This is a genomic window from Amnibacterium sp. CER49 (assembly GCF_029846255.1).
Taxonomy (GTDB): Bacteria; Actinomycetota; Actinomycetes; order Actinomycetales; family Microbacteriaceae; genus Amnibacterium.
Genome location: NZ_JARVWQ010000001.1, coordinates 1,662,577 through 1,675,346 on the forward strand (window position 1 = coordinate 1,662,577; position 12,770 = coordinate 1,675,346).

Here is a 12,770-nt window from a genome sequence, read left to right on the forward strand (position 1 = left end):
GGCGCCTCGCTCCGCAGCAGCGGAACGGGCAGGCATCGACGCGCGCGAACCCGATTCGCATGAAGCGCTGCATGCCGTCCGCGGTGCGCCGTGCCCCGACAGCAGAACAGCGGTGCGGATCGCGCTCCACCCGGCACGGGTGCGGGCACGAGTCGGCCGGAGAACCAACCCACGAACGGCGAGCAGCCCTCATCAGGCGGCACGCACGGAAGCTGAGGAATCCATGGCGGGACAGAAGATCCGCATCCGACTGAAGTCGTACGACCACGCCGGCCTCGACAGCTCGGCCCGCAAGATCGTCGACACGGTCACCCGTGCGGGCGCCCAGGTCGTCGGCCCGGTGCCGCTGCCCACGGAGAAGAACGTGGTGGTCGTCATCCGCTCGCCGCACAAGTACAAGGACAGCCGCGAGCACTTCGAGATGCGCACCCACAAGCGGCTCATCGACATCATCGACCCGACGCCGAAGGCGGTCGACTCGCTCATGCGCCTCGACCTGCCCGCCGACGTCAACATCGAGATCAAGCTCTAAGGAACGCCACATGTCCACCGCGACACGGACCTTCTCCGGGCTGCTCGGCACCAAGCTCGGCATGACCCAGGTGTGGGGCGAGAACAACACGCTCGTGCCCGTCACCGTCATCGAGGTGACGCCGAACGTCGTCACCCAGATCCGCACGCCCGAGAAGGACGGCTACAGCGCCGTCCAGATCGCTGCCGGCCGCATCGACCCGCGCAAGGCCAACAAGCCCGCCGCCGGCCACTTCGCCGCCGCCGGCGTCACGCCCCGCCGCCACCTCACCGAGATCCGCACCGCGAACGCGGGCGAGTTCGCCCTCGGTCAGGAGATCGCGGTCGACGTCTTCGAGCCCGGCAAGAAGGTCGACGTCGTCGGCACCAGCAAGGGCAAGGGCACGGCCGGCGTCATGAAGCGCCACAACTTCCGCGGCGTCTCCGCGAGCCACGGCTCGCACCGCAACCACCGCAAGCCCGGCTCGATCGGCGCCTCGTCGACGCCGAGCCGCGTGTTCAAGGGCATGCGCATGGCGGGCCGCATGGGCAACGAGCGCACCACGGTGCTGAACCTCGTCGTCCACTCCGTCGACGCCGAGCGGGGCCTCCTGCTCGTCAAGGGCGCGGTGCCCGGTGCCCGCGGCCGACTCGTCTTCGTCCGCGACGCCGTGAAGGGAGCCTGAGCATGGCCGAGGTCACGCAGGGCACGCTGCCCGCAGAGCTGTTCGACGTCCCCACGAACGTCCCGCTCCTCCACCAGGTCGTGACGGCGCAGCTCGCCGCCGCGCGCCAGGGCACGCACAAGACCAAGAACCGCGGCGAGGTGTCCGGCTCGGGCGTCAAGCCGTTCAAGCAGAAGGGCACGGGCCGCTCCCGTCAGGGCTCGGTCCGCGCGCCGGAGCACCGCGGCGGTGGCGTCGTCCACGGCCCCGTGCCGCGCAACTACGCGCAGCGCACCCCGAAGAAGATGATCGCCGCCGCGCTGCTCGGCGCGCTCTCGGACCGCGCCCGCGCCGGCCGCGTGCACGTGCTCGAGGGCCTGGGCACCGGCGAGCGCCCGTCCACCAAGCAGGCCGCCGAGGCCCTCGCCGCCACCCGCGGCGGCAAGCGCCAGCTCGTGGTGGTCGGCCGCGACGAGTCGGTCGCGCTCCTCTCGGTGCGCAACCTGAAGACCGTCGACCTGCTGTTCGTCGACCAGCTGAACGCCTACGACGTGCTGCTCGCGGACGACGTCGTGTTCACCCGGGCCGCCATGGACGCCTTCGTCGCTGCCAAGGGCGGCGCGCAGGGCGCGGCGACCACCGATGAGGAGGCCAGCGCGTGAGCGACACCAGCGCGATCAACTACAAGGACCCGCGTGACGTGATCCTGCGTCCCGTCGTGTCCGAGAAGAGCTATGGGCTCATCGACGAGGGCAAGTACACCTTCCTCGTCGACCCCCGCGCGAACAAGACCGAGATCAAGCTCGCCATCGAGAAGATCTTCGGCGTCCAGGTCGCGAGCATCACCACCGCGAACCGGCAGGGCAAGACGCGCCGGACCCGCTTCGGCACCGGCAAGCGCAAGGACACGAAGCGCGCCATCGTCTCGCTGAAGTCCGGCTCCATCGACATCTTCACGGCCGTCGGCTAGGCGCGCAGGAGGAACAGCAATGGCAATCCGCAACTACAAGCCGACGAGCGCGGGCCGTCGCGGCTCGTCCGTGGCCGACTTCGCCGAGGTCACCCGGTCGACGCCCGAGAAGAGCCTCCTCCGTCCGCTGTCGAAGACCGGCGGTCGCAACAACCAGGGGCGCATCACCACCCGTCACATCGGTGGCGGTCACAAGCGCCAGTACCGGGTCATCGACTTCCGCCGTGCCGACAAGGACGGCGTCGACGCCCGCGTCGCGCACATCGAGTACGACCCGAACCGCACCGCGCGCATCGCGCTGCTGCACTTCGTGGACGGCGAGAAGCGCTACATCCTCGCGCCGACCCGCCTCTCGCAGGGCGACACGGTCGAGACCGGGCCCGAGGCCGACATCAAGCCGGGCAACAACCTGCCGCTCCGCAACATCCCCGTCGGCACCGTGGTGCACGCCATCGAGCTCCGCCCGGGTGGCGGCGCCAAGATGGCCCGCTCCGCCGGCGCCTCGGTGCGGCTCGTCGCCAAGGACGGCCCGTACGCGCAGCTGCGCCTCCCCTCGGGCGAGGTCCGCAACGTCGACGTCCGCTGCCGCGCGACCGTCGGCGAGGTCGGCAACGCCGAGCAGTCGAACATCAGCTGGGGCAAGGCCGGCCGCAAGCGCTGGAAGGGCGTCCGCCCGACCGTGCGCGGTGTCGCCATGAACCCGATCGACCACCCGCACGGCGGTGGCGAGGGCAAGACGAGCGGTGGTCGCCACCCCGTCAGCCCGTGGGGTCAGGCCGAGGGTCGCACCCGGCACCCCAACAAGGAGAGCGACAAGCTCATCGTCCGCCGCCGGACCGTCGGCAAGAAGCGCAAGTAGGAGTTGCCGAGATGCCTCGCAGCCTGAAGAAGGGCCCCTTCGTCGACGAGCACCTGCTGACGAAGGTCCACAAGCAGAACGACAACAACTCGAAGCAGGTCATCCGCACCTGGTCGCGTCGTTCGATGATCATCCCCGCGATGCTCGGCCACACCATCGCCGTGCACGACGGGCGCAAGCACATCCCCGTCTTCGTGACGGAGGCGATGGTCGGGCACAAGCTCGGCGAGTTCGCCCCCACCCGCACCTTCCGCGGCCACGAGAAGGACGACAAGAAGGGTCGCCGCCGCTGACGCGGGGGCTGAAGGAGCAGACGAATGGTTGAGTCCAGCGCGCGGCTGCGGCAGGTCCGCATCACGCCGCAGAAGGCCCGTCGCGTCGTCGACCTCATCCGCGGCAAGCAGGCGGAGGAGGCCCTGGCGATCCTGAAGTTCTCGCCGCAGGCCGCGGCCACCCCGGTGTACAAGCTGGTCGCCTCGGCGATCGCGAACGCCCGGGTCAAGGCCGACGCGGCCAGCACGAACCTCGACGACCGCGACCTGGTCGTCGCCCGCGCGTTCGTGGACGAGGGCACCACGCTCAAGCGGTTCCAGCCGCGGGCGCAGGGCCGCGCGTTCCGCATCAACAAGCGCACGAGTCACATCACCGTCGTGCTCGCGACCCCGGACGAGGAGTCCGTCGTGCGGGCACCCAAGAAGGCGAGGAACCGCTGATGGGCCAGAAGGTCAACCCGTACGGCTTCCGCCTCGGCATCACCACCGATCACGTCTCGCGCTGGTTCTCGGACTCGCGCAAGCCCGGTCAGCGGTACAGCGACTTCGTCGCCGAGGACGTGAAGATCCGCCAGCTGCTGTCGAAGAGCCTCGACCGTGCCGGCATCGCCCGCATCGAGATCGAGCGCACCCGCGACCGCGTCCGCGTGGACATCCACACGGCCCGCCCGGGCATCGTCATCGGCCGCCGCGGCGCCGAGGCCGAGCGCATCCGCGGCGACCTCGAGAAGCTGACGAAGAAGCAGATCCAGCTGAACATCCTCGAGGTGAAGAACCCCGAGGCCGAGGCGCAGCTCGTCGCCCAGGGCATCGCCGAGCAGCTCTCCGCCCGCGTGGCCTTCCGCCGCGCGATGCGCAAGGGCCTGCAGAGCGCCCAGCGCGCCGGCGCCAAGGGCGTCCGCGTGCAGGTGTCCGGTCGCCTCGGCGGCGCGGAGATGAGCCGCAGCGAGTTCTACCGCGAGGGCCGGGTGCCGCTGCACACGCTCCGCGCGAACATCGACTACGGCTTCTACGAGGCCAAGACCACCTTCGGCCGCATCGGCGTGAAGGTCTGGATCTACAAGGGCGACATCACGAACAAGGAGCTCGCGCGCGAGCAGGCGAGCCAGCCCGGCCGCCGGCCCGAGCGCGGCGACCGTCGCGGCGGCCGTCGCGACCAGGCCCTGGAAGGAGCGAACGCCTGATGCTGATCCCTCGACGCGTCAAGCACCGCAAGCAGCACCACCCGGGCCGCAGCGGCCAGGCCACCGGCGGCACGAAGGTCACCTTCGGCGAGTTCGGCATCCAGGCGCTCACCCCGGCGTACGTGACGAACCGGCAGATCGAGTCCGCCCGTATCGCCATGACCCGCCACATCAAGCGCGGCGGCAAGGTCTGGATCAACATCTACCCGGACCGCCCGCTCACGAAGAAGCCCGCCGAGACCCGCATGGGTTCCGGGAAGGGTTCGCCCGAGTGGTGGGTTGCCAACGTCAAGCCCGGTCGCGTCCTCTTCGAGGTCGCCGGCGTCAACGAGCAGCTCGCCCGCGAGGCGCTGCTCCGGGCCATCCACAAGCTGCCGCTCAAGGCACGCATCATCCAGCGCGAGGAGGGGGACGCCTGATGGTCGTCGGATCCAAGAACCTCGCCCCGGCCGAGCTCGACACGTTCGAGAACAGCCGGCTCGTCGAGGAGCTGCGGAAGGCCAAGGAGGAGCTGTTCAACCTCCGCTTCCAGTCGGCCACCGGCCAGCTCGAGGGGCACGGGCGCGTGCGCGCGGTCAAGCGCGACATCGCCCGCATCTACACCGTGATGCGCGAGCGCGAGCTCGGCATCCGTGCCACGCCGGCTCCCGCCGCCACCCCGGCTGCGGCGCCGAAGAAGGCCCGGTCCCGCAAGGCCGCCGACGAGTCGGCGACCGAGGCCCCGGCCGAGACCACTCCCGAGGAGACGAAGTAATGGCGAAGGCAACGCCCGCGCCCGCGGAGCCGCAGGCCACCGCGACGGCGACCGCCGCCACCTCGCGCGGCTACCGCAAGGTGCGTCGCGGCTACGTGACCAGCGACAAGATGGAGAAGACCATCGTCGTCGAGGTCGAGGACCGCGTGAAGCACCCCCTCTACGGCAAGGTCATCCGCCGCACGTCCAAGGTCAAGGCCCACGACGAGACCGGCGCTGCCGGCGTCGGCGACCTCGTCGTCATCAGCGAGACGCGGCCGCTCTCGGCCACGAAGCGCTGGCGTCTCGTCGAGATCCTCGAGAAGGCGAAGTAACCGATGATCCAGCAGGAGACCCGGCTCAAGGTCGCCGACAACACCGGCGCCAAGGAGCTGCTCGCCATCCGCGTGCTCGGCGGCTCGGGCCGGCGCTACGCCGGCCTCGGCGACGTGATCGTCGCCACCGTCAAGGACGCGATCCCCGGCGGCAACGTGAAGAAGGGCGACGTCGTCAAGGCGGTCGTCGTCCGCACCGTCAAGGAGACCCGTCGTCCCGACGGCTCCTACATCCGCTTCGACGAGAACGCGGCGGTGATCTTGAAGAACGACGGCGACCCGCGCGGCACGCGCATCTTCGGGCCGGTCGGTCGTGAGCTGCGCGACAAGCGCTTCATGAAGATCATCTCGCTCGCACCGGAGGTGATCTGAACCATGGCGAAGATCAAGAAGGGCGATCTCGTCCAGGTGATCTCGGGCGCCACCCAGGCCCGCGGCGGCGACCGCGGCAAGCAGGGCAAGGTGCTCGAGGTGCTGGTCGAGAAGAACCGCGTCCTCGTCGAGGGCGTCAACTTCGTGACGCGTCACGTGCGGGTCGGCCAGACCCAGCGCGGCTCGCGCACGGGCGGCCTCGAGACGACCGAGGCGCCGATCCACATCTCGAACGTCGCGCTCGTCGACCCCGAGACCAAGAAGCCGACCCGCGTCGGCCACCGGGTCGAGCAGGTCACGAAGGACGGCGTCACGAAGAACGTCCGCGTGCGCTACGCGAAGAAGTCCGGGAAGGACCTGTAACCCATGAGCACCACCACTCCTGCCGCGCCGGCTGAGAAAGTTCAGCCGCGCCTCAAGCAGCAGTACCGGAGCCGCATCGTCGAGGACCTCACGAAGCAGTTCGGCTATGCGAACGTGAACCAGGTCCCGCGCCTCGTGAAGGTCGTCGTGAACACCGGCGTCGGCGACGCCGCGCGCGACGGCAAGATCATGGACGGCGCGGTCGCCGACCTCACGAAGATCACGGGCCAGAAGCCGCAGGTGACCCGCGCCCGCAAGTCCATCGCGCAGTTCAAGCTGCGCGAGGGCCAGCCCATCGGCGCGCACGTCACGCTGCGGGGCGACCGGGCGTGGGAGTTCCTCGACCGCCTGCTGTCGCTCGCGCTGCCCCGCATCCGCGACTTCCGCGGGCTCTCCGACCGCCAGTTCGACGGCAACGGCAACTACACGTTCGGGCTCACCGAGCAGAGCGTGTTCCACGAGATCGACCAGGACCGCATCGACCGGGTCCGCGGCTTCGACATCACCGTCGTCACCACGGCGAAGACCGACGACGAGGGCCGCGCGCTGCTCCGCGCGCTCGGCTTCCCGTTCCGCACCGCCAACCAGACCGCCTGACGCTCCCCAGAGCGTCCTGACCGCTCCAGGTCGCGCGATCCGCGCGATACCGGGCGAGGAAGAAGTCCACCATGACGATGACCGATCCGGTCGCGGACCTGCTCACGCGGATCCGCAACGCGAACTCGGCCTACCACGAGACCATCGAGCTCCCCTCCTCCAAGCTGAAGGCGCACATCGCCGACATCCTGAAGAAGGAGGGCTACATCGCCGACTGGTCCGTCGCCGACGCCCGCGTGGGCAAGACGCTCACGCTGTCGCTCAAGTACGGCCCGAACCGCGAGCGCTCCATCGCCGGCATCAAGCGCGTCTCGAAGCCCGGCCTGCGCGTCTACGCCAAGTCGACCGAGATCCCCAAGGTGCTCGGCGGCCTCGGCGTCGCGATCCTGTCCACGTCCTCCGGTCTGCTGACCGACCGCGAGGCGACGAAGAAGGGCGTGGGCGGGGAAGTCCTCGCCTACGTGTGGTGAGGTAACGATGTCCCGTATCGGCAGACTCCCCATCGACATCCCCTCGGGTGTCGACGTGGCGGTCGACGGCAACGACGTCACCGTCACCGGCCCCAAGGGCACGCTCGCGCACACCGTCCCGCAGCCGCTCACCGTGGCGGTCGAGGACGGCCGCGTCGTGGTGTCCCGTCCCGACGACGAGCGCCGCTCGAAGTCGCTGCACGGCCTCACGCGCACCCTCATCGCGAACAACATCCTCGGCGTGACGCAGGGCTACTCGAAGGGCCTCGAGGTGGTCGGCACCGGCTACCGCGTGCAGGCCCGGGGCGCGAACATCGAGTTCGCGCTCGGCTTCTCGCACCCCGTGGTCGTCGAGCCGCCCGCCGGCATCACCTTCACGGTCGAGGGCAACAACCGCCTCACCGTGTCGGGCATCGACAAGCAGGCCGTCGGCGAGACGGCTGCGAACATCCGCAAGATCCGCAAGCCCGAGCCGTACAAGGGCAAGGGCGTGCGCTACGCCGGCGAAGTGGTCCGCCGCAAGGCCGGGAAGGCAGGCAAGTAGGCATGGCTACCCAGAAGAGCAGCCGTTCGGCCGCCCGCGAGCGGCGGCACGCGCGCCTGCGCAAGCACATCACCGGCACCGCCACGATGCCCCGGCTCGTGGTCAACCGCTCGGCCCGGCACGTCTTCGTGCAGGTCGTCGACGACTCCGTCCTCGGTGGCGGCCGCACGCTCGCCTCGGCTTCCACGCTCGAGGCCGATCTGCGCGGCTTCGAGGGCGACAAGACGGCCAAGGCGCACCGCGTCGGCGAGCTCGTCGCCGAGCGTGCGAAGCAGGCCGGCATCGACTCCGTCGTGTTCGACCGCGGCGGCAACAAGTACGCGGGCCGGGTGGCGGCGATCGCCGACGGCGCCCGGGAAGGTGGGCTGAGCCTGTGACCGACACGACCAACACGAACACCGGAGCGGGTGACGCGCTGAACGAGGCGCCCGTCGAGACCGCTGCGGGCACCGACTCCGTCAGCCGCGACAGCCGCGACAGCGGCCGTGGCCGAGGTGGGCGCGACGCTCGCGGCGGCCGCGACAGCCGCGACCGCAACAACAACCGCAGCGGCGACAGCAACTTCCTCGAGCGCGTCGTGACGATCAACCGCGTCTCGAAGGTCGTCAAGGGCGGCCGTCGCTTCAGCTTCACGGCGCTCGTCATCGTCGGTGACGGCAACGGCACCGTCGGGGTCGGCTACGGCAAGGCGCGCGAGGTCCCGACCGCGATCAGCAAGGGCGTCGAGGAGGCGAAGAAGAACTTCTTCCGCGTCCCTCGCGTCGGCGCGACCATCCCGCACCCCGTGCAGGGTGAGGCTGCGGCGGGCGTCGTCCTGCTCCGTCCCGCGTCCGCCGGTACCGGCGTCATCGCGGGCGGCCCGGTGCGCGCCGTCCTCGAGTGCGCGGGCATCCACGACGTGCTGTCGAAGTCGCTCGGCTCGAGCAACACGATCAACATCGTCCACGCGACCGTCGAGGCCCTGAAGGGGCTCGAGGAGCCGCGGGCGGTCGCCGGCCGCCGCGGTCTCGACGTCGACGACGTGGTCCCGGCCCGCATCCTGCAGGTGCAGCGCGCGGCCGCCGAGCAGAAGGCGAGCGCCTGATGGCCACCCTGCGCGTCACCCAGATCAAGTCCAAGGTGAGCGAGAAGCAGAACCAGCGCGACACCCTCCGCACCCTCGGGCTGCGCCGCATCGGCCAGTCCGTCGAGCGCGAGGACACCCCGCAGCTGCGGGGCTACGTGCGCGCGGTCGCCCACCTCGTGAAGGTTGAGGAGATCGACTGATGGCGAACATCGATGACACCAAGGCGGCCCCGGCCGCCTCGAGCAGCAAGCCCGCCGCGGCCCCGGCCGAGAAGCCGGCCTCGCTGCTGAAGGTGCACCACCTGCGTCCCGCTCCCGGGGCGAAGAAGGACCGCACCCGCGTCGGCCGCGGTGAGGGCTCGAAGGGCAAGACCGCGGGTCGCGGCACGAAGGGCACGAAGGCGCGCTACGGCGTGCGTGCGGGCCTCGAGGGCGGCAACCTGAACTTCGTCATGCGCGCGCCGAAGCTGCGCGGGTTCACGAACCCGTTCCGCGTCGAGTACCAGCCGGTGAACCTCGACCGGCTCGGCGAGCTCTACCCGCAGGGCGGCGACGTCACGAAGGCCGATCTCGTCGCCAAGGGCGTCGTGAAGAAGAACGAGCGGGTCAAGATCCTCGGCAACGGCGAGATCGCGGTTAGGCTGAACGTCACCGTGGACAAGGTGTCCGGTTCGGCCGAGCAGAAGATCGTCGCCGCCGGCGGCTCGGTCCGCTGATCGGAGTTCCGTTCGCGGGCTCCGGCACCCTCCGGAGCCCGCGGAACGAAAGCGTAGGAAACCACTGGTGTTGAGTGCCGTCGGGCGGATCTTCCGCACCCCAGACCTCCGCCGCAAGGTGCTCTTCACCCTCGCGCTGGTCGCCCTGTTCCGGCTCGGCTCGTTCGTGCCGGCGCCGTTCGTCGACTTCGCGAACGTGCGCGCCTGCATCTCGAGCCAGCAGACGGGGGCGAGCGGGCTCTACCAGCTCGTCAACCTGTTCAGCGGCGGAGCGCTGCTGCAGCTGTCGATCTTCGCGCTCGGCATCATGCCGTACATCACGTCGTCGATCATCGTGCAGCTGCTCCGGGTGGTCATCCCGCGCTTCGAGGTCCTCTACAAGGAGGGCCAGGAGGGGCAGGCGAGGCTCACCCAGTACACGCGCTACCTGACGATCGCGCTCGGCGTGCTGCAGTCCACGACGCTCATCACGGTCGCGCGCAGCGGGGCGCTCTTCGGCTCCTCGAACGTGAGCGCCTGCCAGAACCTCATCGCGAACCAGGCGTGGTGGGCCGTCGTGCTCATGGTCATCACCATGACCGCCGGCACGGGCCTCATCATGTGGATGGGCGAGCTCATCACCGAGCGCGGCGTCGGCAACGGCATGTCGCTGCTCATCTTCACCTCGATCGCCGCCCGCTTCCCGCAGTCGATCATCGCGATCGGGCAGTCGCAGAGCATCGAGGTCGCGGTCCTCGTCGTGCTGATCGGCGTGCTCGTCGTCGGCGCGGTCGTCTACGTCGAGCAGTCGCAGCGGCGCATCCCCGTCGAGTACGCGAAGCGCATGGTGGGCCGCCGCACGTACGGCGGCAACAACACCTACATCCCGATCAAGGTGAACATGGCGGGCGTCGTGCCGGTCATCTTCGCCTCGAGCCTGCTGTACCTGCCGGCGCTCATCGCGCAGTTCAACCAGCCGGCGAACGGCGGTGCGCCCGCCCCGTGGGTGACCTGGATCCAGACGTACCTCACCTCCGGCGACCACCCGCTCTACATGGCGCTCTATTTCGTGCTCATCGTCGGGTTCACGTACTTCTACGTCGCGATCACCTTCAACCCGGAGGAGGTCGCCGACAACATGAAGAAGTACGGCGGCTTCATCCCGGGCATCCGCGCCGGTCGGCCGACCGCCGAGTACCTCGACTACGTGCTGACGCGCGTCACGCTGCCGGGCTCGATCTACCTCGGCCTCGTCGCGCTCATCCCGCTCATCGCCTTCGTGGCGATCGGCGCGAACTCGAACTTCCCGTTCGGTGGCACGTCGATCCTGATCGTCGTCGGCGTCGGGCTCGAGACCGTGAAGCAGATCGACTCGCAGCTGCAGCAGCGCCACTACGAAGGCCTGCTCCGCTGATGCGGATGCTGATCATCGGTCCCCCGGGCGCGGGCAAGGGGACCCAGGCCGAACGTGTCGCGAGGTTCTACGACATCCCCGCGATCTCGACGGGCGACATCTTCCGCGCCAACGTGGCCGAGGGCACGCCGCTCGGGCTGCAGGCGAAGGACTACATCGACCGGGGCGCCTACGTGCCCGACGAGCTGACGAACGCGCTCGTGCTCGACCGGTTGGGTCAGGACGACGTCGCGAACGGGTTCCTGCTCGACGGGTTCCCGCGCACGCTCGCGCAGGTGTCGACCCTCGACGAGTGCCTCGAGCAGAGCGACTCCGGGCTCGACGTCGTCGTGCAGCTCGCGGTCGAGCCCGAGGAGGTCGTGCGGCGGCTGCTCAAGCGCTCCGCCGACCAGGGGCGCAGCGACGACACCGAGGACGTCATCCGTCACCGGCTCGCGGTCTACCAGGAGCAGACGCATCCCCTGATCGCCGTCTACGCGGAGCGCGGGCTGCTCCTCAGCGTGGACGCGCAGGGGCCGATGGAGACCGTGACGCAGCGCATCCACGACGCCCTCGACGGTGCCGTGCTGCGAGGGAGCGGCGCCGCCTCGGCGGAATGATTTCACTGCCCCCGGAGTTGTGGGCTAGGATCGTCCGTCGGCGTTCTGCCGTGCGATCCGCGCGGCTCGCCCTGGGCCGTGGGGTCCGGGCTGAATCGGACGCGATCATCCCCGCATGACCAGCAGTCCGCTGTGGCGCGTCCACGGCGGTGTAACGAAGTGAGGCTATGGCCAAGAAAGACGGAGTCATCGAGATCGAAGGCTCGGTGATCGAGGCGCTCCCCAACGCCATGTTCCGCGTGGAGCTGAGCAACGGGCACAAGGTCCTCGCGCACATCTCGGGCAAGATGCGGCAGCACTACATCCGCATCCTCCCCGAGGACCGGGTCATCGTCGAGCTGAGCCCGTACGACTTGACCCGTGGTCGCATCGTCTACCGCTACAAGTGAGCGGCCGGACCACCTCGTCTGCTGAGAAGTAACGGCCGGGTCTCCCGGTACGAGGACAGCGAGAGAAGGAACCCATGAAGGTCAACCCGTCGGTCAAGCCGATCTGCGACAAGTGCAAGGTCATCCGCCGGCACGGTCGCGTGATGGTGATCTGCGAGAACGTCCGCCACAAGCAGCGTCAGGGCTGATGGCGTCCGGCTGCTCGGACCGCACGCGGGCCGAGCAGCCCCTCCACAACTGAACAGACTCTGGCGGCGCCAGAACCCGCACATGTGCGGGGGACACCTCGGGACGGAGGCCCGGGCACCGGCGCCGCTCACACCTCCAGGAACGACAAGGAGCAGACGCATGGCTCGTCTCGCCGGCGTCGACATCCCGCGCGAGAAGCGCGTGGAGGTCGCACTCACCTACATCTACGGCGTCGGTCGCACCCGTGCGGCCGAGACGCTCGCCGCTACCGGCATCAGCCCGGACGTCCGCGTCCGCGACCTGACCGACGACCAGCTGGTCGCGCTCCGCGACCACATCGAGGGCTCCTACAAGGTGGAGGGCGACCTCCGCCGCGAGGTGGCCGCCGACATCCGCCGCAAGGTCGAGATCGGCTCCTACGAGGGCCTCCGCCACCGCCGCGGCCTCCCCGTGCGCGGTCAGCGCACGAAGACCAACGCGCGCACCCGCAAGGGCCCGAAGCGCACCGTGGCCGGCAAGAAGAAGGCCGGGCGCAAGTAGCGCCC

25 protein-coding genes are annotated in these 12,770 nt (G+C 69.7%); all 25 read left to right on the top strand.

Translation table 11 applies throughout. The features are described 5' to 3' along the window. Positions 1-223 precede the first annotated feature (223 nt). Positions 224-532, top strand: coding sequence for a 30S ribosomal protein S10 (gene rpsJ / locus QDR37_RS08100; RefSeq protein WP_279713116.1), 309 nt, complete (start codon positions 224-226; stop codon positions 530-532). A gap of 10 nt (positions 533-542) precedes the next feature. After that, positions 543-1,196, top strand: coding sequence for a 50S ribosomal protein L3 (gene rplC / locus QDR37_RS08105; protein WP_279713117.1), 654 nt, complete (start codon positions 543-545; stop codon positions 1,194-1,196). A gap of 2 nt (positions 1,197-1,198) precedes the next feature. Continuing rightward, positions 1,199-1,837: a 50S ribosomal protein L4 gene (rplD, locus tag QDR37_RS08110; protein WP_279713118.1), complete on the top strand. Its 639-nt coding sequence runs from the start codon at positions 1,199-1,201 to the stop codon at positions 1,835-1,837. 14 nt (positions 1,838-1,851) lie between these two features. Then, positions 1,852-2,145, top strand: a complete 294-nt coding sequence (rplW, locus tag QDR37_RS08115; RefSeq protein ID WP_279713587.1) for a 50S ribosomal protein L23 — start codon at positions 1,852-1,854, stop codon at positions 2,143-2,145. Between the two features lie 19 nt (positions 2,146-2,164). Continuing rightward, positions 2,165-3,004, top strand: coding sequence for a 50S ribosomal protein L2 (gene rplB / locus QDR37_RS08120; protein WP_279713119.1), 840 nt, complete (start codon positions 2,165-2,167; stop codon positions 3,002-3,004). Positions 3,005-3,015: 11 nt separating this feature from the next. Then, positions 3,016-3,297: a 30S ribosomal protein S19 gene (rpsS, locus tag QDR37_RS08125; protein WP_279713120.1), complete on the top strand. Its 282-nt coding sequence runs from the start codon at positions 3,016-3,018 to the stop codon at positions 3,295-3,297. 24 nt (positions 3,298-3,321) lie between these two features. After that, positions 3,322-3,717, top strand: coding sequence for a 50S ribosomal protein L22 (rplV, locus tag QDR37_RS08130; RefSeq protein ID WP_279713121.1), 396 nt, complete (start codon positions 3,322-3,324; stop codon positions 3,715-3,717). Next, on the top strand, positions 3,717-4,460 hold the full coding sequence (gene rpsC / locus QDR37_RS08135) for a 30S ribosomal protein S3 (RefSeq protein WP_279713122.1): 744 nt from the start codon (positions 3,717-3,719) through the stop codon (positions 4,458-4,460). The genes rplV and rpsC overlap by 1 nt, the downstream gene beginning before the upstream one ends. Then, positions 4,460-4,879, top strand: a complete 420-nt coding sequence (rplP, locus tag QDR37_RS08140) for a 50S ribosomal protein L16 (RefSeq protein ID WP_279713123.1) — start codon at positions 4,460-4,462, stop codon at positions 4,877-4,879. The genes rpsC and rplP overlap by 1 nt, the downstream gene beginning before the upstream one ends. After that, positions 4,879-5,214 (top strand): 50S ribosomal protein L29, encoded by a 336-nt coding sequence (gene rpmC / locus QDR37_RS08145; protein WP_279713124.1) that lies wholly within the window; start codon positions 4,879-4,881, stop codon positions 5,212-5,214. The genes rplP and rpmC overlap by 1 nt, the downstream gene beginning before the upstream one ends. After that, positions 5,214-5,528: a 30S ribosomal protein S17 gene (rpsQ, locus tag QDR37_RS08150; RefSeq protein WP_279713125.1), complete on the top strand. Its 315-nt coding sequence runs from the start codon at positions 5,214-5,216 to the stop codon at positions 5,526-5,528. The genes rpmC and rpsQ overlap by 1 nt, the downstream gene beginning before the upstream one ends. A 3-nt stretch (positions 5,529-5,531) precedes the next feature. Continuing rightward, positions 5,532-5,900, top strand: a complete 369-nt coding sequence (gene rplN / locus QDR37_RS08155; protein ID WP_279713127.1) for a 50S ribosomal protein L14 — start codon at positions 5,532-5,534, stop codon at positions 5,898-5,900. A 3-nt stretch (positions 5,901-5,903) separates the two neighbouring features. Further along, entirely contained in the window at positions 5,904-6,263 is a 360-nt protein-coding gene (rplX, locus tag QDR37_RS08160) for a 50S ribosomal protein L24 (protein WP_279713128.1), read from the top strand. A 3-nt stretch (positions 6,264-6,266) separates the two neighbouring features. Continuing rightward, entirely contained in the window at positions 6,267-6,860 is a 594-nt protein-coding gene (rplE, locus tag QDR37_RS08165) for a 50S ribosomal protein L5 (protein WP_279713129.1), read from the top strand. A gap of 71 nt (positions 6,861-6,931) precedes the next feature. Then, on the top strand, positions 6,932-7,330 hold the full coding sequence (gene rpsH / locus QDR37_RS08170) for a 30S ribosomal protein S8 (protein ID WP_279713130.1): 399 nt from the start codon (positions 6,932-6,934) through the stop codon (positions 7,328-7,330). Between the two features lie 7 nt (positions 7,331-7,337). Next, positions 7,338-7,874, top strand: a complete 537-nt coding sequence (rplF, locus tag QDR37_RS08175; RefSeq protein WP_279713131.1) for a 50S ribosomal protein L6 — start codon at positions 7,338-7,340, stop codon at positions 7,872-7,874. A gap of 2 nt (positions 7,875-7,876) precedes the next feature. Next, the gene (rplR, locus tag QDR37_RS08180) at positions 7,877-8,251 is read left to right on the top strand and encodes a 50S ribosomal protein L18 (protein ID WP_279713132.1); all 375 of its coding nucleotides are present in this window, start codon (positions 7,877-7,879) and stop codon (positions 8,249-8,251) included. Beyond that, positions 8,248-8,958 (top strand): 30S ribosomal protein S5, encoded by a 711-nt coding sequence (gene rpsE, locus QDR37_RS08185; RefSeq protein WP_279713133.1) that lies wholly within the window; start codon positions 8,248-8,250, stop codon positions 8,956-8,958. The genes rplR and rpsE overlap by 4 nt, the downstream gene beginning before the upstream one ends. After that, entirely contained in the window at positions 8,958-9,140 is a 183-nt protein-coding gene (gene rpmD / locus QDR37_RS08190; protein ID WP_279713134.1) for a 50S ribosomal protein L30, read from the top strand. Before rpsE ends, rpmD begins: the two co-directional genes overlap by 1 nt. Then, positions 9,140-9,655 carry a 50S ribosomal protein L15 gene (rplO, locus tag QDR37_RS08195; protein ID WP_279713135.1) on the top strand — a complete coding sequence of 172 codons (516 nt, stop codon included), beginning with the start codon at positions 9,140-9,142 and terminating at the stop codon, positions 9,653-9,655. The genes rpmD and rplO overlap by 1 nt, the downstream gene beginning before the upstream one ends. A gap of 67 nt (positions 9,656-9,722) precedes the next feature. Then, a complete protein-coding gene (gene secY / locus QDR37_RS08200) occupies positions 9,723-11,048 on the top strand; it encodes a preprotein translocase subunit SecY (protein ID WP_279713136.1) in 1,326 nt (441 codons plus the stop codon). 5 nt (positions 11,049-11,053) lie between these two features. After that, positions 11,054-11,647, top strand: a complete 594-nt coding sequence (locus QDR37_RS08205; RefSeq protein WP_279713137.1) for an adenylate kinase — start codon at positions 11,054-11,056, stop codon at positions 11,645-11,647. A 167-nt stretch (positions 11,648-11,814) separates the two neighbouring features. Continuing rightward, positions 11,815-12,036 (top strand): translation initiation factor IF-1, encoded by a 222-nt coding sequence (gene infA / locus QDR37_RS08210; protein WP_087004899.1) that lies wholly within the window; start codon positions 11,815-11,817, stop codon positions 12,034-12,036. A 74-nt stretch (positions 12,037-12,110) separates the two neighbouring features. Then, positions 12,111-12,224 carry a 50S ribosomal protein L36 gene (gene rpmJ, locus QDR37_RS08215; protein WP_279713138.1) on the top strand — a complete coding sequence of 38 codons (114 nt, stop codon included), beginning with the start codon at positions 12,111-12,113 and terminating at the stop codon, positions 12,222-12,224. Between the two features lie 160 nt (positions 12,225-12,384). Then, entirely contained in the window at positions 12,385-12,765 is a 381-nt protein-coding gene (rpsM, locus tag QDR37_RS08220; RefSeq protein WP_279713140.1) for a 30S ribosomal protein S13, read from the top strand. Positions 12,766-12,770 lie beyond the last annotated feature (5 nt).

Coding starts and splice junctions, on each gene's coding strand:
- rpsJ (WP_279713116.1), top strand. CDS start 224: ATGGCGGGACAGAAGATCCGCATCCGACTGAAGTCGTACGACCACGCC.
- rplC (WP_279713117.1), top strand. CDS start 543: ATGTCCACCGCGACACGGACCTTCTCCGGGCTGCTCGGCACCAAGCTC.
- rplD (WP_279713118.1), top strand. CDS start 1,199: ATGGCCGAGGTCACGCAGGGCACGCTGCCCGCAGAGCTGTTCGACGTC.
- rplB (WP_279713119.1), top strand. CDS start 2,165: ATGGCAATCCGCAACTACAAGCCGACGAGCGCGGGCCGTCGCGGCTCG.
- rpsS (WP_279713120.1), top strand. CDS start 3,016: ATGCCTCGCAGCCTGAAGAAGGGCCCCTTCGTCGACGAGCACCTGCTG.
- rplV (WP_279713121.1), top strand. CDS start 3,322: ATGGTTGAGTCCAGCGCGCGGCTGCGGCAGGTCCGCATCACGCCGCAG.
- rpsC (WP_279713122.1), top strand. CDS start 3,717: ATGGGCCAGAAGGTCAACCCGTACGGCTTCCGCCTCGGCATCACCACC.
- rplP (WP_279713123.1), top strand. CDS start 4,460: ATGCTGATCCCTCGACGCGTCAAGCACCGCAAGCAGCACCACCCGGGC.
- rpmC (WP_279713124.1), top strand. CDS start 4,879: ATGGTCGTCGGATCCAAGAACCTCGCCCCGGCCGAGCTCGACACGTTC.
- rpsQ (WP_279713125.1), top strand. CDS start 5,214: ATGGCGAAGGCAACGCCCGCGCCCGCGGAGCCGCAGGCCACCGCGACG.
- rplN (WP_279713127.1), top strand. CDS start 5,532: ATGATCCAGCAGGAGACCCGGCTCAAGGTCGCCGACAACACCGGCGCC.
- rplX (WP_279713128.1), top strand. CDS start 5,904: ATGGCGAAGATCAAGAAGGGCGATCTCGTCCAGGTGATCTCGGGCGCC.
- rplE (WP_279713129.1), top strand. CDS start 6,267: ATGAGCACCACCACTCCTGCCGCGCCGGCTGAGAAAGTTCAGCCGCGC.
- rpsH (WP_279713130.1), top strand. CDS start 6,932: ATGACGATGACCGATCCGGTCGCGGACCTGCTCACGCGGATCCGCAAC.
- rplF (WP_279713131.1), top strand. CDS start 7,338: ATGTCCCGTATCGGCAGACTCCCCATCGACATCCCCTCGGGTGTCGAC.
- rplR (WP_279713132.1), top strand. CDS start 7,877: ATGGCTACCCAGAAGAGCAGCCGTTCGGCCGCCCGCGAGCGGCGGCAC.
- rpmD (WP_279713134.1), top strand. CDS start 8,958: ATGGCCACCCTGCGCGTCACCCAGATCAAGTCCAAGGTGAGCGAGAAG.
- rplO (WP_279713135.1), top strand. CDS start 9,140: ATGGCGAACATCGATGACACCAAGGCGGCCCCGGCCGCCTCGAGCAGC.
- QDR37_RS08205 (WP_279713137.1), top strand. CDS start 11,054: ATGCTGATCATCGGTCCCCCGGGCGCGGGCAAGGGGACCCAGGCCGAA.
- infA (WP_087004899.1), top strand. CDS start 11,815: ATGGCCAAGAAAGACGGAGTCATCGAGATCGAAGGCTCGGTGATCGAG.
- rpmJ (WP_279713138.1), top strand. CDS start 12,111: ATGAAGGTCAACCCGTCGGTCAAGCCGATCTGCGACAAGTGCAAGGTC.
- rpsM (WP_279713140.1), top strand. CDS start 12,385: ATGGCTCGTCTCGCCGGCGTCGACATCCCGCGCGAGAAGCGCGTGGAG.